The organism is Legionella lytica (assembly GCF_023921225.1).
Taxonomy (GTDB): domain Bacteria; phylum Pseudomonadota; class Gammaproteobacteria; order Legionellales; family Legionellaceae; genus Legionella; species Legionella lytica.
Map to the genome: position 1 here is coordinate 1,262,612 of NZ_CP071527.1, position 26,568 is coordinate 1,289,179.

Genomic DNA, 26,568 nt, shown 5'->3' on the forward strand with positions numbered 1-26,568 from the left:
GCGAGTTGCTTGCTAATCCTGCGGCAACGCTGAACTTTTTATTTGCTATGCAGCAACGTCAGGTGAGTATTGAAGGAACTGAAAAACCAATTTCTCCAGAAGAAAATGAGCATTATTGGGCGAGTTTACCGAGAGAGCGACAATTGCGTTTTTCTGCTTATGCCCCTACATCAGGCCAAGTGGTTTCTGATTTGCATCAGTTGGATAAGCGAAAGCAGGAATTGGACGAGCAATTCCCTAATCAACCTATTCCGATATGTGATGACTATATGGGGTTTCGTTTTAAGCCTGAAGCTTTTGTTTTTTATACAGTAGAGCCAATTTCTTTTTCACAAGTGTTTCGATTTAGTAGAGTCGGGGAGGAATGGCGTAAGGAGTTATTATCGCCGTAGTCGGTTGTTTACCGCTTGATTGGGTTGTCGTTTAAGGAAAACCTGGTTGCGACCAACCAGGCTACATCATTTTAAATTTTAAAACCTTACTTGTGCTGCGTTTTTAATGGGGGATACTAATAAATTATCTTCTTCCTTCGCTTCTTCTTCAACTGGAGAAACTTCATCACAAAACAGTTCAATGTTTTGAACTAAGTCATTAAATCGTTCTGATACCGGATCTTTTTGTGAGGAGTAGACACCATAAGAAAATGCGCCGACACAAAGTGCTGGAATTCCTATGCTGGCAAGAGCAATTACAAGGTAATCGGCGATATAATTTGCAGAAAGAACACCAAAATATAGAGCCCCAAATGATCCACCTACGGTTAAAGCCACACTCAGTAAAAGGATGTACATACATATCAAAGAAAGTTTATAGTTTACGCTGGCAAGATTACTAGGGGTATGGATTGTCGTTGGAAAGCATAAAACATTAGTCTGTAGTTCTCTACATGCGTTTCCAATATCTTTATGGTTTTCCTTTGATGAAACTAAGGCGATAAGGCCTGTAGTATTATGAATTACTAAATTTAATTGTTGCTTGGTATAAGGATCATCAGTCATCGCGAGGATGTTTTGGCATTGGGTTATGATATTAGCACCTAGTTGTGAAATAGCTTTGCTATCTTGAGTTCTCTTTGTTTGCTCTTTAGATTTTAAAAACCAATATTTGGATAGCCGTAGTTCGACATCATGCATCATATTTTACTCCATATTTTTGATAAAAAATGAAAAATTATTTTTGAATCAATTGAACTTTATGAGTTTGTTTTTTCACTCATATAAATGACTGTATTTTGCGTAACATCATATCTTCTATCTTGGTTTTGTTCTATAGGATAGCTGGTTACTCCTAATGTTAATGTGTTTCTTATTCGGGAATGTAAGTTGACGCGATAATTCAGTTTGAATAAAAAGCGCGCAAAACGGAGATGAAAAGTATTTATTATGCTGAATTAAATAGAAAAAAATGCACAATTATTAGTTGAAAATAATAGCGAGTTAGAGAGCCTTTATGGACGTGCAAATGCTTATATTAAAAAAGAAGAATGGAATAATGCTCTAGGCCCAACCAATATAATCCTTAGTGGCAGACCGCGGAGTGCCAGCAAGATACAGTGGCTTGCAATCAGGCAAATTTATGCCTAACGAGCGAAGGATACACTAAAGTGGCTTTCCTGAAATACGATTGATGTAATAACGAATTGATGAGACCGTGCAGCCCAGCGCGCGAAATTGGCGGAAACCTAGCATTTCAGTAAAACATAACCACATTGCTTTGAATGAATCGCCTTTTTTTCTGTATTTGTTAAAGCTAATTGTATTTAAAAAAAGCACGGTTAAGGTTGCATAAGTAATAAATCCCCAGGCCATGAGTAGTAGCCACATCAACGCGGTGAAGTTTATTTGTTGAAGGAAGAGGGATATTACAAATAATATCAGGGTAAGAAATTCAATTACTGGCCCGTAAATGTCAAATAGAATATAAAAAGGGAATGTTAACATACCCACAATCCCATATCTTGGATTGCAAAACATTTCCAAATGGTTGTCCGCGCTTCGTAACATACCGCGTTGCCACTTGTCACGTTGTTTCCAAAAGGCTTTCCATGTGCGCGGCATTTCAGTCCAACAAAAGGCATCTGATGAGTGCTTCACCATGTAAGGATAGTTATTTTTTCGCATGTAATGATGGATTTTGATGGTTATCTCTGCATCATAACTAAAATTCTTTGTGTCAAAACCATTCATGTCATGTAAAAGTTGTGTCTCAAAAAAGGTAAATGCCCCTGGAAAGCATAATGCTCCTCCGAAACTGTTTAAGCCCGAACGGCTATAAAGAAAAGAACGCATATGTTCAAGCGCTTGTGATGCAGAAACAAACGGTTTAGGTAACTGACGAGTGAGCATTTTTCCTCGCTCAACTCGATTATCGTTTAAACAGTAAACGGTTCCACTGACCGCAACACAATGACGGTGTGATAAAAAGGTAAAGATTAATCGAGTTAATGCCTCAGGCTCTATAATGGTATCGGCGTCAATAGTCATCATGAGCGGCGTTTGGCATGCATTTAAGCCGGCATTAACTGAATCAGCTGCACAACCCCAAGGAGAATGTTCTTTATCAATAACCATTACATTTTTATATCGTTCGGATTGATAATAATGTTTTATTTTTGAAGTTTCGATCCATTGCTTACTGGTCACCGGTACTTCATAGAGTTGGAGCTCTTTTTTTAATAGTTCTAGGGTTCCATCGGTTGATCCATCATTAACTACAATAAAGTTAACATTTTTATAGTCACTGTTTAGCCCGCTGTATAACATATTTAAAATTCGATTTTCTTCATTAAAGGCAGGGGTAACAACGGTTACTGGCATTAAGTCGAGGTGATCAATGAATTGCTCAATACCGCCATAGGTTGCTTCTTTGAATTTTCTGATGATATCGGGGGCGCAACTAATTAAAAGTATAAAGCACCAAATATTTAAAAAGGCAAAATATATAAGGATAGCAATTGTTAAAAAAACAAGGATATTTAATATCATACGTGCTCCCTTGTTATTAATACCTTCTGGGCTGTTTCATAAGCAAATCTATCTTTATCGGGGGATTGATTATTTAAAACGTCTATGCCTTTTTCGCCTTGTTCGATTAATGCGTTTGCGGCATTTACGCGAACCCACCATTCGGGATCACATAATAATTTCTCTAGGAGTTGAATGCTCTTGTCTCCAGGAATTGTACCGATTGATTTTGCTATGATTGCACGGACCTCCCAATGTTCGTCCATGGCCAGAGCATAGATCAATTCATTTTTTTCACTATCCTGGCAATGCATGAAGTAGCGAATAATTGCTATCTTTAAATCAACCACATTAATGTTAAAGTCTTCTTTAGCGATGGGAGCAATTGTTTGTTGTGGAAACTCACAAAGCAGTCGATAGCAAAATGTTTTCACATAGGCATTTAATTCTATGTGTAATCTTTCGATGATAATTGGGGATAGATCACGAGAGCCTCTGGTAATCATCTTGGCTAATAAAGATTGTTGCAAACGCCTCCCTTGAGAGAAGGTTGTGATGATATTATTAATTTGCTCCGCATCACCAAATTGCACGATGCTAAGACCGGCATTCATGGAAATAAGAAGGGTAGCATCATTGAGTAATCGAAATATTCTCTTTCGATCGTCTGAATCCAGACCGTATAAGTAACACATTGCAGCTTGATTGCGTTTGAAACTACTATACGATGAGGACCATTTCACTGCTACGGGCTTTAATACCAAAGTAAATAATTGTTTTTTGAGCTCTTCAAAGTAATCATTAGGTTTTTCTGCCAAACGTTTCATGACAATTAGGACATTAGGGACGGATTTTTTTAGTTTTTTAGCTTGTGCAATGGAAATGGGTTCTTTATTTGCCATATGAGAATGGAGTAATTCAAAAATCCATTTTAAATTGTGGCTATTTTTTTTCTTATGCCAGCTAAAATAGCATTTCGCAAAAAAGGTGAGTAATACAAATAGGGTGATTAGGATTATTTCTATTATTGCTACAATTTTTACAATGTGCAGTATTGTTTCCATGAGTATCCTTTCAGAACCTATATTTAAAGGCGACTGAGCCGTCATAAAGATTACGCACTAGATTGCTTGGATATTTCCATCGTTGATAGCCCGCTCCTAATTCTGTAATGACATGATGGTTAAAAATAGGGAAACCATAACTCGCATTGATGTAATTATTTTGAATAACAATAAAATTAACTGTTAATAAATCAGCAAGGTCAGGGCTTTTTCCGCTACCAGCACCAATCCCAAAGTAGTGATCCAGGGTACCACCAAAATATTTTCTGGCCTTTACTGTATACAAAAGAGACGTGTTTTTATGACCTTTGGGAACAAAATAATAAGGTCGAAAATTGAACCAGTAACTTGAAGGATAAAAGCTGATTGAGCTGGTATAGGTTACAAAAAAGGTTTGAGCTATTTTGGCATATTTGGCACCGCCGGACAGTTCAAAAAATTTAGGGATGTTAACGTAAGCTTCACCAGATGTTGCAACATCAGGAAATATGGCAGGTTTACTTGCAAAGGCTACGCTTAAATCAGCATAAATATTTCTATTAAATCGCGGTGAAAAGTCGAGCTCATATTGAGGCGCTTTTTGCTGTAGTCTCGATGCATAGTTGACCTTTGCCGTAGCTACTCCATAGATGGTATCTCGACTGTAATAGATGCTTGACCAATCCCAAACAGAATGTAAGTCAGAGACATAAGCGTTATCAGAGGAGATACCGATTTCATTTAAACCATAGGCATAACGAGGGCTAATGCTATTAATGTCTGCTAATAAGCCACCGATTTTTTTATCTTTAGGTGAACTTTTCTTGGCTTGTTGATAGGAGCGTGCTGCTAAAGAGTATTGGCGAAGGGTGTCATGGATCATTCCTTGCTTGATTAACAAATCGGCATTATAGGGATTACTTTTGAGTCCGCGCCTAATCACACTCAAGGCTTTCATATCATTGTGTCGGTCAAGATAAAAATTAGCCAGTGCAATGTGATATTCACTGTTATTCGGGTATTGAGCGACTAAATTTTGTAGAATAATCTTAGCTTCATTATATTTCTTTTGTGCAATGTAACTTTTAGCTTGAGCTAATTTGTCTACTTTCGGGGCTTGGCGTGCTGAATAGGCTCTTTTTGCCTTTTGAGGGGTAGTTAAATACGCGAGTTGTTTTTTTAGTAATAGCAGGGGCTGATAATTGTGTGGATTAGTTGCCATGCCTTGCCTAATTAAATCGCCTGCTTCTTTAACTCTCTTTTGCACTAAATTTAATTTAATCAAACCAATACGTGCATCCAAATAGTCTGGCTTTTGGATTAAAACGGCCCTTAAGCGAACTCTTGCTTGAGGGTAATCCTTTAGTTGAAGGTAAATAAGCCCTAATAATAATTCACTATCTAAGTCTTTAGGATTAATTTTTAAATTCTGCAATGACTTTTCTTTGGCAATATTTAGTTTGCCTTGTGCTCTTAATGTTTTTATCTCTGCGAGGCTTGTTGCCGGTGGTTTTTTCACTTCTGCAACGCGTTTGGTTATTGCTACAGCGTGTTTTGTTACTCCTATTGGTTGCTTTGCTATTGCTACGGCGTGTTTTGTTACTGCTATTGGTTGCTTTGCTATTGCTACGGCGTGTTTTGTTACTGCTATTGGTTGCTTTGTTATCGCTACTGCGCGCCTTGCTGCTTCTCCTGGGTGTTTTTTTAATAGGCCTTTAGCCGATAAAATACTTACTTCCTGGATAATCGTTGCCTTTAGTTCAATGAGCTCTTGTTGTTTAGGATTTTGGTATAGTCCAACCACAATTAAATTTGATGCCTCTTGAAATTTTTTATTAAGAATTTTTATGCGTATTAAGGCAATTCGTGCATCCATGTAAGTTGGCGTTTTAGCTAAGACGCGACTAAAACAAGAGCTGGCTTCATTAAAGTTTCTTTCTTGATAATAAATTAACCCTAATACAAACAACATATCACCATCAGTAGGATGTTGTTGCAGATAGGCTTTCGCTAATGTTTTTGCTTGCGCCAGTTTACCTTCCCGTCGTAAGCGTTGCACTTGTTGAAAAGAATAGGGCGAGGCAGCTGATAGTTTTTTATTACTTGGATTTACTAAATGATGGGGTTGATTTATTTGGATAGCTTGAGGTGAGCTCGCCATGGCATCAAAAAACATAAAACAGGAGAGAATTATTATATGCCTTTGCATCTACAGGCACCTACTGAATAGAGATAAAAAGCAATAAATCAACACGGTACTCTCCTTGTAAATTGTGCAGAAAATTGAATTATGTATCACGATGCATTAGTGAAAACGTATACCCATTGCGCCATCCGCCTCCAAATATAATCGTGTTGGAGGGGATCGTCAACACTATGTTTAATTGCTGTTTTTAAATAAATTTTTATTTTAGGGGATTAATTTGATTTGCAATAAATGGGTTGGGCTTATTAAAGCGGTTTTCCTAAGATACGATTAATCAGATAACGGAGTGTTGATACCGTACAGTTTATGGCACGAAATTGACGAAAGCCTAACATTTCGGTAAAACACAACCAGATAGATCGAAATACATCACTTCTTTTCCGGTATTTGTTAAAACTAATTACATTCAGAAAAAGCACGGTTAATGTAGCATAGGTAATAAATCCCCACGCTAAAAGCAGTAACCACATCAACATGTACCAATTAATTTGCTGAATATAAACGCATATTAAAAATAATATTAGCGATACAAATTCGATTACTGGTCCGAAAATATCAAATACTATATACAGTGGAAAAGTTAATAAGCCCACAATCCCATATCTTGGGTTGAATAGCATTCCCAAATGTTTGTCTGCGCTTCGCAACATCCCGCGTTGCCATTTATCTCGCTGTTTCCAGAAGGCTTTCCATGTGGGGGGCATTTCAGTCCAGCAAAAAGCATCTGATGAATGCTTTACTAGATAAGGATATTTATGTTTACGCATGAAATGGTGTATTTTGATGGTAATTTCTGCATCATAACTAAAATTTTGTGTATCAAAGCCGTGCATCTGATGTAACAATTCTGTTTCAAACAGTGTAAATGCCCCTGGAAAGCATAATGCACCGCCAAAAGAGTTTAAACCCGAGCGGCTATAAAGAAAAGAACGCATATGCTCTAAAGCTTGTGATGCGGAAATAAAAGGTTTTGGTAATTGATGGGTTAGCATCTTTCCATGAACGACTCGATTACCATTTAAACAATAAACAGTACCACTCACAGCAACACAATGACGGTGGGATAAAAAGGTATAGATTAATCGAGTTAATGCTTCGGGCTCTACAATGGTGTCGGCATCTATGGTCATCATAATTGGAGTTTGGCATGCATTTAAACCGGCATTAATTGAATCTGCAGCACAATTCCAGGGTGAATGCTCCTTATCGATAACCATTAAATTTTTAAATCGTTCGGATTGATAATAATGCTTTATTTTTGATGTTTTTATTAACTGCTTGCTGGCCACAGGGATTTCATAGAGAAAAAACTCTTTTTTTAATAGTTCCATTGTTCCATCAGTAGAACCATCATTGACAACAATAAACTTGGTATTTTTATAGTCGCTGTTAAGTCCACTATATAGCATATTTAAAATGCGATGTTCTTCATTAAAGGCAGGAGTAACTACAGTAATAGGCATTAGGTCGAGATGGTCAATTAATTGATCGATGCCGCCATAAGTTGCTTCTTTGAATTTTTTGAGAATGTCGGGGGCACAGCTAATTAAAAGTATAAAACACCATATATTTAAAACGGCAAAATAAGCGAGAATAGCGAATGTTAAAATAACAATGATGTTAAGCATCATATATATAATATTTCCCTTGTAATTTATGCCCTCGGTGCTCTTTTCTAAGCAAATTTATCCTTATTCAGCAAAAATACAAACGATACTTGTTACCTTATATATTCACAATAGCTAATAACTCCTACAAAAGCATTAATTGTTTACTATATTTCTTCATTTTTTAGAAAATACTTAGGGCTGGTGTTTGAAAGTAAGGTAGTGTCATAAGATTGATAAATAAGGTTTTTTATCTATTTATCGATACGTTTATTGACAAGGAGGACAAGAATACATGAAAGGTTATAACTTAGTACGTGGCATTATAGGGAGCTCGGGATTGCTCTTTATGTTTGCGCCAAATTATGCCGGGGCTGCTGAGTCGCAATCTCCTGCACCCCAAAGGATTACATCTTCACACCCAAGCATGAAAGAACTTCAATCCTGGCGCTCAGCTATTATGCGTGTCTCCCGAGCAAAAAATGGATGTTTTTCTGCTAAATACCCTAAAGCTGAATGGAGTGAGGTTCCTTGTACTAAGGCGCCGACATGATCATCACTTGGCCACTGATTGCATTACCTGCAGCAAAAGCAGCAGTAGAAGAGAATAAAGCTACAGCAAGTATCGATTTTAAAAAGGTTTTTTTTGGTGTTTTCATAGCTGATATCATCTTTATAATTTATTAATTGAATGAAACCTAATTGAATAGTGGATTACACTGCAGCCCACTCTTGTCCAGTCTAGCATCTGATTTTTAACTTAGCAGTATTTTTTAAATCTATTTATTATTTATGAACTTAAGTACGGTTGGCCAAATTAGTAGCCGAAAATTTTTATATCTGCCATTGATTATATAAAGATTGAGCAGTATAACGTTGCAGACGGCTTACAGGAGTAGATAATGCCCAAAATTGCACAAACTCATGAGTCTAAAAATTTCTCGGAAGGCCAGGGGGGAGATGCATTAACCAATCAATCTTCGAATACTCTTTTAGCAGAACTCAATCAATTGCGCCGAGAGAAAATATACTATCAAAATCAGTTGGACATTTACGAAAAACTTCATGATAAAGATCGGAAAGAGTTGAAAAACGCGCTTCTGGAACGCATGCAAGTACAAACCGTTTTGCGCGAAAATAAATCCTGGTTGAATGGGCAAAAAGAAGCATTTCAAGCTGCGATGAGTGGTTTACCGTTGACCATATCACTTAAGGCATTGGTTGATACCATTGTCGTTCAGACTAATGGTGCAGCAAGAGCCGCTTTTTATCGAATGTCATCCGCGGGTACTGGGTTGTATCATATTGTTGGTATGTCTGAAGAGTATGCAAATGATATTAATGGATTTAAAGTGGGCCCTGATTCGTTGGCATGTGGTCTTGCGATGTATAAAGGAGAGCCCGTTATTACTCCTGATGTTGAGGAGGAACCATTATGGGGGCCCTTGAGAGATTTAGCTCGCAAGCATAGCTGTCGTGCCTGCTGGTCTTTTCCCATACGAACTAAGGATGGACCAATAGTTGGTACCTTAGGTATTTATTTCCATGAGCCACGTACACCCACTGCCCAAGAATTAGAATTAGCCGCTATTCTCACGCATGCAGCGGCAATCATTATTTCTCGTGAACAGGAGTTGGTGGAGCGCACACAAGTAGAAGAAGCGTTACGTGAAAGCGAAAAGAAGTTGAAGATGTTGCTGCGTTTGCGAGATGAGTTTATTGGTAATGCGAGCCATGAGCTAAATACACCGCTTACTAGTATGATGATTTATGCGCAAATACTTGAACAGCAATTCGAAGGAGCCGCTAATTCTCGTCATACGGAAATGGTAATAAAATTACGGGAGCAGGTTGAGCGATTACATGTATTGATTCGCGATATGTTGGATACTACGCGCTTGGCAGAAGGAAAATTGCAATTAAAGATCACCTCTTTTAATTTACATAATTTAATACAAGAGAAAACTGAAAATATCCAATTGAATACGAAAAAGCACCGATTGGAACTGCAGCTTAAATCAGTCGAGCAAATTGTAGCTGACGAAGAACGTATTGGGCAGGTTCTTATTAACCTTATTTCTAATGCCATAAAATATTCCCCGTTAGGGGGGAAGGTTGTAATTTCCAGTGAAACAATGGGTGATTTTGTAAAAGTAAGCGTTATTGATAATGGCATCGGTATTCCCAAAGGAGATTTTGAAAAGATTTTCGAACGTTTTTATCGTGTACTTTCCAATGAAGCAAAAACTTTTCCAGGAATGGGAATAGGGCTTGCGATTTGTAAAGATATCATTGAGATGCATCGAGGTAGGCTAGAGGTTGAAAGTCAAGAGCGAGTTGGTTCCACGCTTAGCTTTATTATCCCTATTAAATTTATCGAAGAGAGCGAATGAAAATAATATTATTAGTTGAGGATGATCCTTCGATACAAGATGCGATGCAATTAGTATTTCAAGAGCCGGAATACAAGCTGCTTCTTTGCAGTAAAGCTGAAGAAGTTCTCGCGGAAAATATGCCAGTACCAGATGTTTATTTGATTGATAAGCAATTATCGGGATTTGATGGTATTGAGCTGTGTCGTATCCTTAAGATGAATGAACGAACCAAAGCGGTACCGGTTATTATCCTTTCCGCTTCTCCTAATATTAAAGAATTAGCGTTAGAGCTTGGAGCCAATGATGTTTTGGAAAAACCGTTTAAAATTCAATCGTTAAAGGAAAAAATTTGTTGGATATAGGATACTCGCGAAAGGGTATCCATAAGCCCGGAGCGAGAGGCGAGATAAATCTGGGGCTCGCGTACACGCTGCGGGGCATAGGTCTTGTTAGAGCGCTACTTTTTATAAAAATGCATCACTAAAAATGAGTTTAGATGGAACCCCAGCGAGAAAAACCTGTTTTTTTAACTTGTCAGTCGTTTCTTTAGGGCCACAGATATAAACGCGTGTTTCTTTAGGTTGATTTAAATGAATTAATACACGTTTTTCTATAGATGCCTCAGTATAGCTGCCTTCACTTTTAAGCACGCAGGGATCGTAGATAAAAGAGCTAAATAATGCCGATAAGGTTTCTAATTCTTCTTGGTAATAAATATCCTCATCACAAAGGCCTCCGTGCACTAAAGTAATTGTTCCTTGATGATTTTGGCTGAGCGCACTTTTAATAATCGCTATAAGTGGGGCAAGTCCTGTTCCTGTTCCCGCCAATAACATATCAAAAGCTAATTGCTCAGGGTTGTAGTAATAACAACGGCCAAACGGGCCTCTTAATTTTACCTTAGTATTTGTGCTTGCTTTATGTAACAGCCATTGCCCAATTATACCGTGATGGTATGCTTTTATCTGTAATTCAATAAATCCTTCATCTTTGGGAATGTTGGCAATCGAGTAACTTCGAATAGTACCTTCTGGGCTAATTAAGCTAAGATATTGGCCTGGAATCCATTGCTCTAATTGCTCCACCTGTAGTTTTACTTGAATTACATTATGATTGAGCATTTTTAAGCCCATTATCTGCGCGCTAACCTCGCATTCCGCACTTTCAGGTGTCATGACGTTCAAGGGTGTTTCTGGTTGGGCAAGGCAGGCCAAAAAATAGCCTTGAGCTTTAAGTGTGTCAGGTAATCCTTCTTGCCAGGAGGAGGGAATTACTTCATCGTTTGTTTTAATCAAACAGGATTGGCAAATACCCGCCTGACAGGAGTTTGGGTAATCAACACCGTGACGAAGTAGGCACTGTAGTACATTTTCCTGGGGATCTAAGGTATAGGATTGGTTTTTAAATGCGATAGTACTCATATGCGCCCCAATACATCATTGCGGACACTATTGGCAATAGCTGCTACGTGCTCAATATCTTCATCTGTTGCCCCTAATTCTTTGAGCGTTGCACCTAAATGTTCAATAACAATGTCTACGTGCGTGTCATTTAAACCACGCTTAAGCAAATGAGCATGTCCTTCACGCATATTTTTTCCACTGTAATGATTCGGGCCGCCAAACACCATGGTCAAAAATCCTTTTTGCTTCAGAATTTGCTGGTCCATATCAATATCATCAAAAAAATAGCTAACCCGTTCATCGGTAAGCATTTTACGATAAAAAATATCAACAGCTGTATTTACTGCATTTTGACCACCAAGGCGGTTAAATAATGACTCTGACATAGAAACTCCTTAAAGGTGTATTTGCAATACATCTTATAAAGATAAATAATTAGAGTCAAGAACACAATGGGATTTAATTATGCAGCTTACGCAATTTACCGACTATTCATTACGCGCTTTGATTTATATCGCTCTTAGGAAAGGATCATGCACGATTAAAGACATTACCGATGCCTATGAAATTTCTAATAACCACATGGTGAAAATTATTCATAATTTAGGCAAACTTGGATTGATTAAGACGACTCGTGGAAAAAATGGGGGCATCTTAATGGCTGCTCAACCTGAATTTGTTAATTTAGGACAATTGGTTGTCCAATTGGAGCCACATTTTGATTTGGTACCTTGTTTTAATAAAACAAAAGCTAATTGTTGTATCGCCCCTGCATGTAAACTAAAGGGTATACTGCATGAGGCTCGGGCGGCTTTTATGGCGATACTGGGACAGTATACTTTAGCCGATGTATTACATAACCCAAGCCAGTTAGCCGCTTTTTTGAATATAAAGCAAGAAGAGCTCTAATGGGGCCTTAGGCATAAACCACCCGTTAAGAGGCATCAAATTATTTTTTGTGCGAGTAAGATACCGAATATACCCGATATTTGTTTTCCTGAAGCATCTTGCTTATGCAGGTGACCTATTGATTCTTTGTATTCGAGTATTGACCAGCCGCTGTCTTGATAGAGATGATAAAGCTCCTCTTTTTCGGGCAGAAACGTGAACGAGTCGGGTAGTGGGTAGAGCTCTGATTGAATAGGGAAGACTAAAAAATGATATCCATGCTTATTAGTTATCTCTTGAAGCTCAGTGAGTAAAGTGGGAACCCGCTGAGGGTTTAAAAATTGCAAGCTCACTGTAGAGATCACTAAATCATAATGGTCGGCTTCAAGGCCCAAAGGTTGATTTAAATCATGCACTTGAGTTAGTACCTCAGTCAGTGCTTCTTTTTGAGCGATATTTTGAATGGTTTCTATGGCTTCTTGGTTCTGATCAACGCCTTTTATACGATGCCCCATTTGTGCTAAATACAATAAATTTCTGCCGGACCCACAACCTACATCAAGGATGGATGCCCAGTGTAAGTGCTGCAAATAAGTCTGATAAACGTACATTAAATCACCGTGTACTGCAGCTAATCCGTATTTTTTATTAAAGTAACGTTGAGGCATGCAATAAAACTCAAGAGTTGCTTTAAATGATTCACTGGCAGGAATGATTTTATGCCAGGCAGCAGGGGGAATTAGCACATCGGGCTGTTCTTTATTGACTAGAATATGTGAGAGTTCTTCTCCCTGTCCATTTAAGAACACAAAATCAATAGCCCCTTCTTTTAGGGAAAGTTTAGCCCAGGTTCCTTCCTTCGTACTGTGTTTTTCCAGGAAAAATTTCAGTTTCCCATGATTGTCAATGTCCGTTTGCTTATAGCAGAGTAACTCATTATAGTTTGATGCCATGATTTCTCCTTATATTCAGCCAATTATACGTCAAGTTGAAGGAACTTGCTTTTAGACTGCCCTCATTTAAGTGACCATAAAAAACAACAATTGTATTAATGTTGACCAGTGCATCTGCTTTTGTTAAACTCCGCTTTTTTAAAATACTAAGGAATGATTCATGTTTCACCGACCCTCGCTACCTCAGGATCTTGGTTCTCTTTTATTCGTATTACGTACTTATTGGCAATCCGCAGCAAACAGCCCTTTTATGCTGCCGCGTGAAAAGGAGCGAGCGCAAAATATCGCTAATTTCATCATTTCCTGTACCTCGGATGAGTTGTTCCTTAAAAAACTAGCTAATCCAAAATTTTTGGGATTAATCGAATTATATACGCTTTGTAAATCAACGTATGCACTTACCGAAGAGCAAAAGGCTACTTACCAAAGCATGATTCAAATTATTGACACTCGAATCAATGCCATTTCAGAGCCAATTTCTATTTTTGAACAAGTACTTTCTTTAGTAAGAACTTTAAGTGCCCAAGATGCAAATATAGATGAGGCTGTGTTTTATGTAGATTTTTTAATAAAACTTCAAACTTGCGCTGACGATAAAGAATTTGCTGCGATGATTAACAATAATTTATTGTCTTCCTGGGAGTTAGAAGTGCTTCAGCGATTGGAATTTATCGCTGAAAGAGCCATTGATAAACAGGAGAGCGCACAGTTTCGCCAATTAATCGGTAGCAAAGCCTCTCCGCTGCCACTATTAAATAACTCCATAGGGTCACAGTTAGCTTCTAATTCCAGCGTCTTGAGCCAACTAAAACATCATATTGCGGTTCAATTGCAAAAAGAAGTACCTGATTATCAATTTGAAATGATTTTTGAGTTGGCCGCTGTTTTTTCCGAACTTCAGGACGATGCTGCGTTAATTAATTTTCTAAAAGGTAAAGCCACCGATGATGAGCGTTTTGTTCTCGGTAGCATTCCTATAGAGGGAAACTCTCCTGAGTTCTATGAGTTTAAAAACCTGGTGTTTCCAACAGTCCCACAAATGTCGGAGTTTAAAGAAGCAACCCCTGAAGACCATTTATCGATAGAGGATTCGTTTACCTCAATGGCAGTGAGAAAAGCGGAGGGTTTGATTGAGGAAATGAAAATAAATGCTTTACCAAGTGTTGAAATTGCCCCTAGTGAAACAAGAAAAAAAGTATCTCTAATTTATCTTTTCAGACAGTATTTAAAAATAGAACTCTCAGTTAAGATAAAGCTAGAAAGTATCGTCGAAGACAATCAGTTTTTTGATTTACTCTCAAAAAACACATTCAATCTTAGCCTTATAGAGCTAATGGAGCTGGATGCATGCATTCAAAAATACAAGACATTTTTAAGTGAAGAGCTGGTCACGGATTTTTCCAAAAATCTGGCTTCTGCGATGGATTTTGCAATAACATTGAATGCGGCAAGCTCATCGATATCCGGTAGTATACCGGTTTTTGAAGATCATGATGATGATTATTTTTGGTCAGAGGACGATATTGAATTATTAGACGATGATGTTGAAGAGGATGGCGAAGAATCGCTTTCTTGTAGTTCTTCGATGAAATGATTAGCCTTAAGTATTTCTTGTCAAATAATATGTCCGAATTACCGTAGTTTGCCACGGTAATTCGTTTTTTTAGTTAACTAATATTTTTAGCTCCCGGTTGCTTGTGCAACGTTCATGTAAATGAGACTAAGCTTATTAATAGGATAAGTTAAGTACAGGAGTACCCATGTATACTTCATTTACACTACATCCTATTGCTCCGTTTCGGCTGGATTATACGGTGATAGCATTACGTAGACGAAGTAAAAATCTTGTTGATTGCTGGGATGGCCAATACTACACACGTGTATTGAACCTTGAGAATCAACTCATTAAAGTAAGGGTTGAACAAGTAAACAATCTCAATAATCCAGAACTTTGTGTCTCGTTAGACAAAGCAATTCCTCATTTGCTGCAAGAAAAAATCACTCATCTTATCGAAATGTTATTAGGACTAAAACGAGATGTAGCTGGCTTTTATAAAATGGCCAAGCATGATCCCCGATTGAATTCACTAGTATCTCAATTCATGGGACTCAAACCACCACGTTTTCCTTCTCTTTTTGAAGCATTGATGAATGCGATTTCTTGTCAGCAAATATCTCTTGATGCGGGATTACAGATCCAAAATCGATTAATTCAACATATTGGTATGAGTGTGAATCATAATGATCACGTGTTTTATGCATTTCCAATTGTGGAAGAAGTCAGTCAGTGTTCTGTTGCTGAGTTAAAAACAATTGGTTATAGCACCCATAAAAGTGAAACGATTATGCGCCTAGTCTCTGCGCTAAAAGAAGATCCTGATGTTTTTACTCGTTTGGAGGATAAGCCCCGGGATGAGGTGACTCAATTTCTTTGCCAATTTAAAGGAATAGGGCGTTGGACTTCTGAATATGCCCTATTGCGTGGATTAGGGAGGATTGAGGTTTTTCCAGTGGATGATATTGGTGCTCAAAATAATCTGCGAAACTTGCTTCATCTTGAAGATAAGCTAGATTATAAAAAAACTGAGAAAATTACTGCATCGTGGCATCCTTATGCAGGATTTGTCTATTTCCATTTGTTATTGCAAAAACTCTCTGAGAAAGGAGTGATTTAAAATGGCAACGATTGAAATTAAAAGGATTTATGATGCCCCTGACAAAGCAGATGGATTTAGAATACTAATCGACAGATTATGGCCACGCGGCATTAAAAAAGTGGATGCTGCACTTGATTTATGGCTCAAAGAGATGGCACCGAGTAATACCTTACGCAAGTGGTTTAATCATGATGCTGAAAAATGGCCAGAATTTCAAAAGCGCTATGCAAAGGAGTTAGAGGATAAACAGGATTTAATTGATTTAATTAAAGAAAAAGCAAAGGCTCAAACAGTGACTTTATTATTTGGCTCTAAAGAGAGGGAGCATAATAATGCGGTGGCCTTGCTTAACATAATTCATCATCACACGGGGAATAAGAATACTTGCACTTAGCCTGTAGTCCCACAATAAGGCATCGAGTTCCACTGAACTTCCTGTTGGGCCATGCGCAAACCAGTCGATACCTCAGGCCATGGGCCTAACCTACTGGTTATTGCAAAATTTTAGTTTAAACATCCATTGCTAGTGCAAAAGCCAATTCTGCCCCAAGGCGTACATTATTTTTGATCAATGAAATATTGGCTTGTTGGCTTACACCGGCAGTTGCCTTTGTTACTTCGCTTAATAAAAAGGGGGTTATGTCTTTGCCAGAAATCTTCAATGCTTCAGCTTTTTTAACAGCTGCCTCAATCACTGGCTCAATCATTTCCATTGGAATTGAGTCCGCTTGAGGAATTGGATTCATGATCAATATGCCAGAGGCTAAATTAAGTTGATTTTGTATTTCTACTATCGTTTTTAGTGTTTTTACATTATCTGCTCGCATCGTCAATTTATAAGCAGTTTTGTCGGTGTAAAAGGCAGGAAGGGTATCTGTTTGATAGCCGATAACCGGTACACTGTAGGTTTCTAAAAACTCTAATGTTTTAGGCAAATCTAAAATTGCCTTTGCTCCTGCGCAAACAACGGCAATCGGGGTTTGCGATAACTCAATTAAATCAGCCGAAACGTCCATATCTAGCCCACGGTGAACACCACCAATACCTCCGGTTGCAAAAACCTTGATTCCTGCCGCGGCAGCACAAAACAAGGTAGCTGCAACGGTTGTACCTGCTGGACGTTTTTCACTGAGGACGAAAGCTAAGTCACGCTTGCTTGCTTTAAGAACGTCTTTGCTTTCTGCTAAACGCTCCAGTTCGTCGGTATTTAGGCCGATTTTTATTTTTCCATCCATAATCGCAATGGTTGCGGGAACTACCCGATGGCGGCGAGCAATTTCTTCTAAAGCAAAACCAGTGCTTAAATTATCGGGGAAGGGTAAACCGTGGGTAATTACTGTGGATTCCAAGGCAAGTACAGGTTTATTCGCACTAAGAGCTGCGCGGACTTCATCGGAGTATTCAAGAAAATGATGCATAATAAAAAGCTCTCTATACAGTTAATGAAAAACATTTCAGGTCGGAAAAACTAAAGTTACCTGCTACCGTTTTAGTCGATTGTAAAGTGAAGTAAGCGGCTGCAGCCCCCAGTTGACAAGATTCTTCTAGCGGCATTTTGCGTTGTAAACCAGCTAATAGAGCGGCAACAAAAGCATCGCCAGCTCCGCTCACATCGACAAGATGGGATAATGGAATAGCAGCGAAATATTTGGCTCCAGATGGATTGGCTAATATATAGCCTTCAGCACCTAGGGTAATCAAAAGATTGTTCATTCCTTGTTGCAATATTATCTTTGCCGCGTGGATGCCTTCTTCAAGCGAGTTGATAGGCATATTCGCTAACGCACTGGCTTCGTGTCTATCCGTTTTAAGTAGATACACTCCCTGCATGTCATAAGGTAGTTTGACTGATTTGCTGATGGAGACGGCATCGATGCACAAATATGGCGTTGCTCCTAATTTAATTGCATGCGTAATGAGATGCGCAGGAAGGTTGGTGTCCATAAAAACTAGATTGTTTTTGACTATGAGCATCGGTGTTACAGAACGTGCACTAGGTGCGCAAGAGGTGGGAGCGATCATGAAAAAGGCAGATGAAGCATTGTATAGAGCCAAGGAGGCGCGACGAAATCGGGTGGAAATGGAGATTCCCTGAGGCTCAGAATGGAGCTGTATTAGCACCGCGTAATACGAGGGATGCGCTGATGGGGGAGATATAAACAGATACACGTTGTTTGATATTGTTTTGTCCTGTGTGTATAATGAACTATCAACTAATATCATTTTAATTGGTCTAAACATGGCATTATTTATTCTAGATTTTGATGAAACAATCGCTTCTGAAAATACTCACAATGCAGTATCTCATCTTACTAAAATGGATGACATGTGGGAGGTTATTAAAGAAATTCAGCCAATAGGCGGTCCTGATGTTTGGCGGACTACTCTTTGCGATATTCTTGACAAAGGCCATAGCCTTGCAATTGCATCGTTTAATGCCTATGGAGGTAGCTTCATTCCAAAATATTTACGCGAAATCATTAAATTAGATGAAGATAAAATTCAAGCCATACATGTTGAATCCTGGCTTCCATACAATCCTAGTGAGGCAAATAAAAATGCACATATTGGGTTCATCATAAAGGACACTGGGTATACGGGGGCATCCGATACCATCGTTTTAGTAGATGATGATCTAAAAAATATAATAGCAGCTAGTGAAAAGAAATATAAAACAATCCATGCGTCAGGTAAGTATATAGACCACATCCAAAAACTTAGCAATGACTGGAATTACTCGGTTAGTTCTACGCATAAGTTGGGGATTTTTGCGAGCAAAAAATTACAAGATGATGATGAGGCAAGCCCAGATTCTTGTTGCGTAATCATGTAACTTTTGAAATTTAATAATTTGTTAATATTTACTCAATATAATTATATAAAAGGCACTTATTAATAGTGCTGCTTATATGATTGTATTTGGGAGAGCTTAATGGCTAAGGTTAGTGCTAAATTAGATGCTCAGATGAAAGCAAAACAAATGAAACAGCCACCACAAGAAGTTGTCGAGCAACTTTCACTAAAAGCTCTTGAGCAATTTGTTACATCTGATTCTATTAATATCGTTGAAGATGATGAAGGACAACTCAAAGTTGTGAGACTTTTTGATAAGGATCAGAATCCTATCTATTTTCTTGTTTCGCAAAAACTAGGTGCGGGTGCATTTGGAGAGGTGTCATATGGAATTCAACTTGATATTAAAAATGGCACGATAATTCCTGATACGGAAGTTGCCATAAAAATTACTGATTATAGCGAAGGCGGTACAATTGGAAGAAAAGATTTAGACAGTGCACGAGAAGAAACTGAACATGAATATGATATTCTCAGTAGAATCCAGCAGTCGAAAGGTTTTTCTTTAGGAGAGCGTGTTAAGAACGTTAAACTGGAATTTGCACACGGTCTTAGTGTAGAACGAGTAGTTACTGTTCATGAGGCTGTAGTTGCCATGCCTTTGCATCCTGGAAAAGATATTCAACATAACGCTCATAAAGATAAATACAGTTATGGTTCAATTACTTTTGCCCAATTAGCATCTACGTTGTGTACCAATCTAGAGTTATTGCACGACAATAATATTATTCATTCTGACTTAAAGCCTGCGAATATTATTTGGGATCCAGAAACAGCCCAAGCCAACATTGTTGACTTTAACAGGGCTAAATTAATTTCTGATAAGGATGCGTGTGTTTATACAAGTAACTCCTCAGATAAAGCATACATGGCTGCCGATTGTTTTACAGGCCGTGGATATAGATTTTCTAAAGCGAGCGATGTTTATTCCTTAGGAAAAATTCTTAGCGAAAAATTTGATATAAATTTTAACGACGGTAAAAAAGAAACACTAAGTAATAAGCATTATTTAAGCTATGACCAATTAATGACAAAACATTTTCTTGAGAAAATGACTGCTGCGGATGAAACTCAACGGCCAACGGTAAAGGAATGCACGCAGTTCTTTAATCAAATAGAAAATAAGATGCAACTTGATCTGGAACAGCCAAACAATAAGATGCGTTTAGAGTTAAGCAAAAAAATAATTAGTTTGGAAGTATATGCTAACCAACTCCGAGGTGAAATTGAAAATCAAAGCCAATTTGGCACACTGTTGACGGCAACTGGTTTAATTGCTGATAAAAGTAAGAAATATGAAGACGCACTCCGTGCCATAGAACTGTTAACTCAAGCTTTATCTACTCCTAATATTGATCGGGAATTGCTAAAAAATAATCAGCGCGAATTGAAAGAAATGGATGCCCGTGCAAGTGGTTTATTTAGTTTTAAAGGTAGATTCAATAAAATTATAGATGAGGTAGAACAATCTATAGCAAATGATGACGATGAAAATAAGATCAATCCAGTAATTTGATAACTAACCCTTTTCGAGTTCCCGCGTTGCGGGAATTTACTACCTTATTTTTAATCCACACTCTAAAAGACAGATTAAAAATAAGGTAGTCCTATGAGCGTAGGCTGTTAAGCCCAGCAAACATGCTAATCTCCACTGTCATTATAAAGAGCAGATATTTGCCCAGTAATTGAAATAAAAATACCAAATATGTATAATATTTGGGCTTAATCAAAACTTAAGTTTATATGCCTAAACCATTTCAAAACACTCTTTAATGTTAATTAGAGTGTATTTGTTAAAACAACCCATTTAATAAAAAGGTTATTGAATTATGTCTTATTTCTTTGCTCAATCAGCAGATAAACTTCATACTAATGAGGATTATGCAGAATATTCTTTCGAAGATGATATTAGTTCAGATGATGATTTTTATGACGATTTGTCTACACCAGTTAATGAGGAAAGAGCTGGGCGAAATCATTTTTTTGAGCCCGTAACGCAACTTGGTGCCCACTGTAAACTGGCAGCTATTGCTAATGTAGAGCAATATTTTGCAACTCAAATGAAATTTGAGCCACTTCCGTTATATAAAAAGGGTGAGGCTAAATACTCTATTCGCCAAATAGGAAAATCATTTGGCTCTAGTCAAGGTGAAGTGCTTGAAATAGCAGCCTTGTCACAAATTTTTGAAGTATTAGGATATCAAAACACAATACATCAGTTTTCTCCTACTGAATATGGAGCGTTTCTTGTACGCATTGATTTGGAGTTAATAAAAGGTAACTTACCAGTAATTGCCTTTCCTGTAACTCGAGACATAGATGATGTGGAACAAAGAGGCCAGCCTAACCTTAGGCCTAATCCGCCTGAAGAAACTGAACATGCTGCGGTAATTATCGCGTGCGATATAGCCGAAGAAACCTTAACTCTGGTTCATTGGGGAGCCTATTATACAGTGAGTGCGCAGGAATTGTTCATAGCTAATCAGCAATTAGCTGAAACACGGAGCGTTGAATACTATTCGCAAACCCCTGATGTGCATATTAGGTATGATCGACCTGATAAATATATGCCTTTATTTAGCCCATCCGTCACTCCAGCTAAAACAAGTATTACGCCAAGTCCCCTATCAGGATTTAAAGGGAAATTATTAATTGCTCAAAAGCCATTGGATCTAGAGTTGTTGGATGCACAACGGCTTTCTTTATTTTCGTCTTTAAACGGGGGAGACGTGAACATGGAAGAATCATCATCTTCTTTCACTTGTAGGTAGTTTGTAGGTTAGGTCTGTGGCTTGATAAGGCATCGAGCCACACCAAAGCTCAATGTTGGGCCATGGGGCTGAGGTATCGACTCGTTTTTAAAAATCTGGACTTGCATCGTATAACGTGATCTCATTGATTCCGACCAAAGACTCATTGAGGCCATACGATGCAAGTAAGCACTATTTTACATGAACTATTCTCTTCATCAATTCATAAAACACGATTAAAAAGCTTAATTACGATAGTAAACGGTGTAATAAAGAGTAAGAAGCTTCAATTAAGTCAATTAGGCCGATGTTTGAATGGGCAAGCGAAAGAGCGCTCCGGTATTCGTTTAATAGACCGTTTTCTAAGTAATCAGTTTTATCAGCGTGAATCGCTCCTAATTTATCGAAGTATATGTAGTCGAGTTCTTAAACATACCGCAACTCCTGATATAGTTGTGGATTGGTCAAGTATTCCAAATAGCCAATATTATTGTGAGGGTAAAGAGCAGTGCCTACTGCGCGCGGTATTTCCTGCACCAGGTCGAGGTATTACTCTTTATGAAGAAATTCATCCTAAATCGAAAGAAAACAATCCGCACATCCATCGCAATTTCTTAAACAATCTAAAATCGGTATTGCCTCCAGAAAGCAAGCCCTGCCTTATTACTGATGCCGGATTTAAAAACCCGTGGTTTAAATCGGTATTAGCTATGGGGTGGGATTATGTAGGACGTGTACGAGGAATCACTCAGTATGATGCAGGAGGTGGATTTTATGCGATTAAAACGGTGTTCTCCCAGGCCACGAATAAAGCACGTTACTTAGGATTTTGGGCTATCGCGAAAACCAATGTCCTCCTTCATCATGTGGTCCTTTACAAAGGAACGCCTAAAGGGCGTCATCAAATGACCAAAACGAAAAAACCTGCCCAAGGCAAGGACTCTAGGAAATACAGTGCCTCATGGAGAGAACCTTGGTTCCTTGTGACGTCTTTAGAGGAAGTTAAAGAACACCCTAATCTCGCTCGCATTAAATACAAACGAAGAATGACCATTGAAGAAAACTTTAGAGATACTAAGTCGACTCGGTATGGCTTTAGCTTCGATAACAACATCACCTTCAAACCAGAACGGTATACAGTTTGGTTACTACTCGCGGCCATTGCTAGCCTCATTGCCTGGATTACGGGGGCTTCGGCGGAGAAATTAAAATTACATTATGATTTTCAAGCAAACTCTTATAAACATCGGAGGGTCTTGTCTTTCTTTTATCTAGGATGCCAACTGATTAGGAAAAAAATAAACGTTGAGACTCATTGGGAGATAATTTTAGAGGAGCATAATACATGCTCCTCTTAATTAAAACGAGTCGATCCCTCAGGCCATGGGGCCCAACTTAGGTTACAGACTGGGCTGAGCTTGATCTTCGGCTATTTGTAATGCCTGATTTATTTTCTCTTTAAATGCAGGTAAACCCAAATTTAAAACCGTTTTGAGATCGCAATCATTGAGCATTGTCAGGCGATGTACGGCAAACATTTTCAACTTACTCCAACTCACAATTGACGCCTAATATTCAATTTATTAAAAAATTGCCTATTAATGGGCATTAGCCAATTGCTACAGGGTGGGATTTAAGGTATCGAATTGCGGTGTAAAGGGTGAGGCAGGGTGGTTGTTGGGCTCGGCTAACACTGGAACAGACCAGTCTATTTTAATTTTGATTCCTTTTATCTTAAGTCGCAGTTGTATTTCCTGTTCTATGCTATTTGATTTGTTGCCGTTTAGGGATGTCCTGGTTGCAAGCAACCAGGCTACATCTAAGTTTTAAGCTGCAAATACGTTTTGCAATTTTTCTTTGATGACATCAATCTTATAAGGTTTAAGAATATAGGCATTAATATGATATTTTTTGGATTCGATAACCAAATCCGCATCATCTTCTGCAGTGAGTAAAATAAAGGGGAGTTTTGATAAAGCATCGTCTTTGCGAACTTGTGATAAAAGCTCTATACCATTCATCTCAGGCATATTGTAGTCACTAATCACCAGATCAAAATGATCTTTTTGCAAGAGTTCCCAGGCTTTGGGAGCACTTTCAACTTCAATCACGTTATTAAATCCTAGTTTGGTTAACATGCTCATCAGTAGTTTTCTCATAGTCGCAAAATCATCGACGATCAAAATTTTTTTATTAGTGTCCATATTTTCTCCTTGCATCCGATGGCATTGGTTTACTTATTTTTATCCGATTTAGTTAACTTAAAAGCTGATGCGAGTTCATCATAATTAAATTGCTTAAATGTAACGTTCTCGCCAAGTTTTAACTCTATTTTATATTGCTGATAAATCTGCTCTAAAATCTTTAGTGCTTGATTTATCGTTTGGCGCATATCTTTCTTTTCTAAACGAATTTGCTCAATTAAGTCTAAATATTGAGTTGATTCTTCCTCTCGCGTTTTATTTTCTTCAAAAACAAGCTCTATTTTTTCTCTACAATCACTAATCGTTTTTGTTATGGCCTCGGGATCTTCAAGTGTTTTTTCATCGACGTCAAGATTGCATAAATGGGCCATTTTTAAAATCATCGCCTCGATTTCTTGTTCAATAGATTGGTGATGAATTGCTGGCGGTTGGTGCTGTGGTTGATTGGTTAATGAGTGGTGATGCTGGGATGCCTCATAAAATGTATTCACATAGGCTTGATCCAGTAGTTCCAATGTATTAGTTAAGCGATTGGCAATATTGGATTTGCATTCCATCATTAATAGAATTAATTGGTTTAAAATGAGCTGGTTTTGCTTCTTTATGTTTTTTAAATAATGCTCACTTTGGTCGCCATAGAAATTAATGAGTATTGGGGTAAGTTCGGATGCATTATTTTCTATATATTCTTCAGCCTTAGTTTTTGCATCAGATAATATTTTTATTTTGGCACGATTTGCTAATGTCTTATGAATGAAGAAGACGATTAATGAACAGGTTAATAGTGTAATAACCAGTATTACTGGTAATAAAGCCTCAGATGTCATCATTGCCCCTTAGTTCATCCATTTTTTCTTTATAAAGCTTTTTGTTCTTCTTATAGAAATAGCCACAAATTATTGATACAAAAATTAATACAAGTAAGCCAATCAGGGAAACAATATTGATTGATAACAGGGGATGTCTTTTATTCATGTGTTTTGTTTTATTAACTGTTGGAGCAGGAGCACTTCGTTCTATTTTATTTAAGGGTAGAGGCGCAATATAGCTGCTTATTTGTATTGGTGCGGTATTACAGGTAATTTTTTCTTGAGGTAAGAGCAATGCTAATGGGCGTCCACTTGGCGATTTTGCTGTAATTTCTGCTTGCAGCGATAAAGTAGGTAACTCTTGTAAATTACACAGAGTTTCAATATTGGTTTGCCAAAAACCATTATGTGGAGTAAGAGTTAATAAGGCAGTTCGTTCTTGGTTTACCAGTTTGATTTCTACTGAGTCTCGTTCAATGTGTGGGTTAATTAATTCGACTTTAAATGCATTATTGTTAATGCTTTGTTGAAACGGTGTTGGCATTATTTTAAATAAAGATTGCTCTTCCCGCACAAAAGAATCATTTTTTGCTGTCACTACACTCTTGGTTATCCCGGGCTCCATATCTAAGATAAATTCTTTTTCAAACTGCATATTTTTGACTAAGGGTATAGGGGTGGAAAAGTTATCCTTTTCATTTTTTAGTTTCAGTGTTACGGCGGTATTCGTTAGTAACTGAGGGAGGTCGTTATTGGTTTTTTCTGACTCCAATCTTGCGTTTATAGTAATTAGCTCTCTATTAAAGTACTCGCCACTTAATTTATTCGTTATTAATTCTAAATTAGTTAAAATAATGGCACGTTCTTCTTGTTGTTCATCTCCTTTGATTTTCCATGCACCTGCAGCTGGATGTTTTACATCGATGAAAATAAATTTATTGAGCGAGGGTAATTTTGATTCAAGCACGCTTCCATCGGGTTGGTATAAAGCAACAGGCGTTTTTTGATCTTTTTTCTCAATAATTACCGACAAGTGTTTTACATTGGCATCCACTGGAATTTTTCGTTCATTATGGTCTGCTTTTTCTAGTGGAATACCTTGCGCCGGGATAGCGGAGGTAAAGGTATTGTATAAGGATTTTTCTGCATCTGACATGGAGTTGATAAACTGGTAAATTCCATTGGTTTGGCTTGCTAAGGATTTAAGTAGTTCTTCATCTATATTTGAGCCGATACCGATGGTATAGAGTTTGATGTGATTCTTTTTCAATTCTGGAATTAACGAATTATTAATGATTTGCTTGTCGTCACTATCTTGCTGTTTGGAACCGCGATCGATTTTTCCATCGGTAAGTAAAACAATAAATCGAGACTTGCTGTCTTTCCATGAGCTATTTGCTGCTTTGAGTGCAGCAAGAATATTAGTAAATTGACCTCTAGAGTCTATTTGCTTTTCTTTTGCATGAAATTGATTCACATAGTCGTCAGAGGCTTCTTCCGTTGGCACTAATAATTTAGTATTTGTAGAAAAAGTAAAGACAGTCAGCTTGGCTCTATCTTTAAGAAGATTAATCAATAAATTTGTTGCCGGAATTCGTAAGTTTTGGGGATCGTTTTGTTTCATGCTCCCCGAAGTATCAATTAAAAGAACCACCTCAGTATTTTCTTGCGCGAGTACAGATGTTGAAAAGCCACAAGTAATACAAAAAATGAACAATAGAAATAAACGAATGCTAGATGTGCTCACCGACAAGTCCTTTTAATTTTTATTCTCTTCGCCAATAAAATATAGGTAGTATTTCGAGTTATTTCAAATTACTTAGCTTTAAATCGAGCCGATAAGCCTCGTGACACGAT

27 protein-coding genes are annotated in these 26,568 nt (G+C 37.8%); 13 read left to right on the forward strand and 14 right to left on the reverse strand.

Translation table 11 applies throughout. The annotated features are described in order from the left end of the window. Nucleotides 1–5 precede the first annotated feature (5 nt). Entirely contained in the window at nucleotides 6–392 is a 387-nt protein-coding gene (locus J2N86_RS05625) for a hypothetical protein (protein ID WP_252581556.1), read from the forward strand. 78 nt (nucleotides 393–470) lie between these two features. Here J2N86_RS05625 and J2N86_RS05630 read toward each other — a convergent pair whose 3' ends face one another. From J2N86_RS05630 to J2N86_RS05650, 5 genes are all read right to left on the reverse strand, one after another. Beyond that, the gene (locus tag J2N86_RS05630) at nucleotides 471–1,136 is read right to left on the reverse strand and encodes a hypothetical protein (protein WP_252581559.1); all 666 of its coding nucleotides are present in this window, start codon (nucleotides 1,134–1,136) and stop codon (nucleotides 471–473) included. Nucleotides 1,137–1,598: 462 nt separating this feature from the next. Then, nucleotides 1,599–2,984: a glycosyltransferase gene (locus J2N86_RS05635; RefSeq protein WP_252581562.1), complete on the reverse strand. Its 1,386-nt coding sequence runs from the start codon at nucleotides 2,982–2,984 to the stop codon at nucleotides 1,599–1,601. Then, nucleotides 2,981–4,027 carry a HEAT repeat domain-containing protein gene (locus tag J2N86_RS05640; RefSeq protein WP_252581565.1) on the reverse strand — a complete coding sequence of 349 codons (1,047 nt, stop codon included), beginning with the start codon at nucleotides 4,025–4,027 and terminating at the stop codon, nucleotides 2,981–2,983. The genes J2N86_RS05635 and J2N86_RS05640 overlap by 4 nt, the downstream gene beginning before the upstream one ends. Before the next feature lie 10 nt (nucleotides 4,028–4,037). After that, nucleotides 4,038–6,215, reverse strand: a complete 2,178-nt coding sequence (locus J2N86_RS05645) for a tetratricopeptide repeat protein (protein WP_252581568.1) — start codon at nucleotides 6,213–6,215, stop codon at nucleotides 4,038–4,040. Between the two features lie 242 nt (nucleotides 6,216–6,457). Next, complete coding sequence (locus J2N86_RS05650) at nucleotides 6,458–7,843, reverse strand: glycosyltransferase (protein WP_252581571.1); 1,386 nt, start codon at nucleotides 7,841–7,843, stop codon at nucleotides 6,458–6,460. Nucleotides 7,844–8,114: 271 nt separating this feature from the next. On the opposite strand from J2N86_RS05650, the gene J2N86_RS05655 reads away from it, so the two are divergent. From J2N86_RS05655 to J2N86_RS05670, 4 genes are all read left to right on the forward strand, one after another. Further along, complete coding sequence (locus J2N86_RS05655; RefSeq protein WP_252581573.1) at nucleotides 8,115–8,372, forward strand: hypothetical protein; 258 nt, start codon at nucleotides 8,115–8,117, stop codon at nucleotides 8,370–8,372. Next, nucleotides 8,369–8,506 (forward strand): hypothetical protein, encoded by a 138-nt coding sequence (locus J2N86_RS05660; protein ID WP_252581575.1) that lies wholly within the window; start codon nucleotides 8,369–8,371, stop codon nucleotides 8,504–8,506. The genes J2N86_RS05655 and J2N86_RS05660 overlap by 4 nt, the downstream gene beginning before the upstream one ends. Before the next feature lie 215 nt (nucleotides 8,507–8,721). After that, the gene (locus J2N86_RS05665) at nucleotides 8,722–10,212 is read left to right on the forward strand and encodes a GAF domain-containing sensor histidine kinase (protein WP_252581578.1); all 1,491 of its coding nucleotides are present in this window, start codon (nucleotides 8,722–8,724) and stop codon (nucleotides 10,210–10,212) included. Then, on the forward strand, nucleotides 10,209–10,556 hold the full coding sequence (locus J2N86_RS05670; protein WP_252581580.1) for a response regulator: 348 nt from the start codon (nucleotides 10,209–10,211) through the stop codon (nucleotides 10,554–10,556). The genes J2N86_RS05665 and J2N86_RS05670 overlap by 4 nt, the downstream gene beginning before the upstream one ends. 102 nt (nucleotides 10,557–10,658) lie before the next feature. Here the strand turns inward: J2N86_RS05670 and J2N86_RS05675 are convergent, their stop codons facing one another. Both J2N86_RS05675 and J2N86_RS05680 read right to left on the reverse strand, forming a co-directional pair. Further along, nucleotides 10,659–11,615, reverse strand: coding sequence for an FAD-binding oxidoreductase (locus tag J2N86_RS05675; RefSeq protein ID WP_252581583.1), 957 nt, complete (start codon nucleotides 11,613–11,615; stop codon nucleotides 10,659–10,661). Further along, entirely contained in the window at nucleotides 11,612–11,983 is a 372-nt protein-coding gene (locus J2N86_RS05680) for a group I truncated hemoglobin (RefSeq protein WP_252581586.1), read from the reverse strand. The genes J2N86_RS05675 and J2N86_RS05680 overlap by 4 nt, the downstream gene beginning before the upstream one ends. A 79-nt stretch (nucleotides 11,984–12,062) precedes the next feature. Between J2N86_RS05680 and J2N86_RS05685 the strand changes: the two genes are divergently transcribed. Further along, complete coding sequence (locus tag J2N86_RS05685) at nucleotides 12,063–12,506, forward strand: Rrf2 family transcriptional regulator (protein WP_252581589.1); 444 nt, start codon at nucleotides 12,063–12,065, stop codon at nucleotides 12,504–12,506. 35 nt (nucleotides 12,507–12,541) lie between these two features. Here J2N86_RS05685 and tehB read toward each other — a convergent pair whose 3' ends face one another. Next, nucleotides 12,542–13,438, reverse strand: coding sequence for an SAM-dependent methyltransferase TehB (gene tehB / locus J2N86_RS05690; RefSeq protein WP_252581591.1), 897 nt, complete (start codon nucleotides 13,436–13,438; stop codon nucleotides 12,542–12,544). A gap of 160 nt (nucleotides 13,439–13,598) precedes the next feature. Here tehB and J2N86_RS05695 point away from each other — a divergent pair, with 160 nt between their 5' ends. From J2N86_RS05695 to J2N86_RS05705, 3 genes are all read left to right on the forward strand, one after another. Continuing rightward, nucleotides 13,599–15,032: a hypothetical protein gene (locus J2N86_RS05695; RefSeq protein ID WP_252581594.1), complete on the forward strand. Its 1,434-nt coding sequence runs from the start codon at nucleotides 13,599–13,601 to the stop codon at nucleotides 15,030–15,032. Nucleotides 15,033–15,198: 166 nt separating this feature from the next. Next, entirely contained in the window at nucleotides 15,199–16,113 is a 915-nt protein-coding gene (locus J2N86_RS05700) for a DNA-3-methyladenine glycosylase family protein (protein ID WP_252581597.1), read from the forward strand. A gap of 1 nt (nucleotide 16,114) precedes the next feature. Then, the gene (locus J2N86_RS05705) at nucleotides 16,115–16,489 is read left to right on the forward strand and encodes a DUF488 domain-containing protein (RefSeq protein WP_252581600.1); all 375 of its coding nucleotides are present in this window, start codon (nucleotides 16,115–16,117) and stop codon (nucleotides 16,487–16,489) included. Nucleotides 16,490–16,604: 115 nt separating this feature from the next. Here J2N86_RS05705 and J2N86_RS05710 read toward each other — a convergent pair whose 3' ends face one another. Both J2N86_RS05710 and J2N86_RS05715 read right to left on the reverse strand, forming a co-directional pair. Beyond that, nucleotides 16,605–17,516, reverse strand: a complete 912-nt coding sequence (locus tag J2N86_RS05710; protein ID WP_322790919.1) for a pseudouridine-5'-phosphate glycosidase — start codon at nucleotides 17,514–17,516, stop codon at nucleotides 16,605–16,607. A gap of 10 nt (nucleotides 17,517–17,526) precedes the next feature. After that, nucleotides 17,527–18,216 carry a PfkB family carbohydrate kinase gene (locus tag J2N86_RS05715; RefSeq protein WP_252581606.1) on the reverse strand — a complete coding sequence of 230 codons (690 nt, stop codon included), beginning with the start codon at nucleotides 18,214–18,216 and terminating at the stop codon, nucleotides 17,527–17,529. Nucleotides 18,217–18,334: 118 nt separating this feature from the next. Between J2N86_RS05715 and J2N86_RS05720 the strand changes: the two genes are divergently transcribed. The 4 genes from J2N86_RS05720 (at nucleotide 18,335) to J2N86_RS05735 (ending at nucleotide 23,056) form a co-directional block, all read left to right on the forward strand. Next, nucleotides 18,335–18,928 carry a hypothetical protein gene (locus J2N86_RS05720; protein ID WP_252581609.1) on the forward strand — a complete coding sequence of 198 codons (594 nt, stop codon included), beginning with the start codon at nucleotides 18,335–18,337 and terminating at the stop codon, nucleotides 18,926–18,928. 99 nt (nucleotides 18,929–19,027) lie between these two features. Beyond that, entirely contained in the window at nucleotides 19,028–20,464 is a 1,437-nt protein-coding gene (locus J2N86_RS05725; RefSeq protein ID WP_252581612.1) for a protein kinase domain-containing protein, read from the forward strand. A 313-nt stretch (nucleotides 20,465–20,777) separates the two neighbouring features. After that, entirely contained in the window at nucleotides 20,778–21,719 is a 942-nt protein-coding gene (locus J2N86_RS05730; RefSeq protein WP_252581615.1) for a hypothetical protein, read from the forward strand. Between the two features lie 158 nt (nucleotides 21,720–21,877). Further along, nucleotides 21,878–23,056, forward strand: a complete 1,179-nt coding sequence (locus J2N86_RS05735; RefSeq protein ID WP_252581618.1) for an IS4 family transposase — start codon at nucleotides 21,878–21,880, stop codon at nucleotides 23,054–23,056. A 42-nt stretch (nucleotides 23,057–23,098) separates the two neighbouring features. Here J2N86_RS05735 and J2N86_RS05740 read toward each other — a convergent pair whose 3' ends face one another. From J2N86_RS05740 to J2N86_RS05755, 4 genes are all read right to left on the reverse strand, one after another. Further along, nucleotides 23,099–23,257, reverse strand: coding sequence for a hypothetical protein (locus tag J2N86_RS05740; RefSeq protein ID WP_252581621.1), 159 nt, complete (start codon nucleotides 23,255–23,257; stop codon nucleotides 23,099–23,101). 267 nt (nucleotides 23,258–23,524) lie between these two features. Next, nucleotides 23,525–23,902, reverse strand: coding sequence for a response regulator (locus tag J2N86_RS05745; RefSeq protein WP_252581624.1), 378 nt, complete (start codon nucleotides 23,900–23,902; stop codon nucleotides 23,525–23,527). 29 nt (nucleotides 23,903–23,931) lie between these two features. Continuing rightward, on the reverse strand, nucleotides 23,932–24,732 hold the full coding sequence (locus J2N86_RS05750; protein ID WP_252581627.1) for a hypothetical protein: 801 nt from the start codon (nucleotides 24,730–24,732) through the stop codon (nucleotides 23,932–23,934). Beyond that, nucleotides 24,719–26,458 (reverse strand): vWA domain-containing protein, encoded by a 1,740-nt coding sequence (locus J2N86_RS05755; RefSeq protein WP_252581630.1) that lies wholly within the window; start codon nucleotides 26,456–26,458, stop codon nucleotides 24,719–24,721. The genes J2N86_RS05750 and J2N86_RS05755 overlap by 14 nt, the downstream gene beginning before the upstream one ends. Between the last annotated feature and the right edge of the window lie 110 nt (nucleotides 26,459–26,568).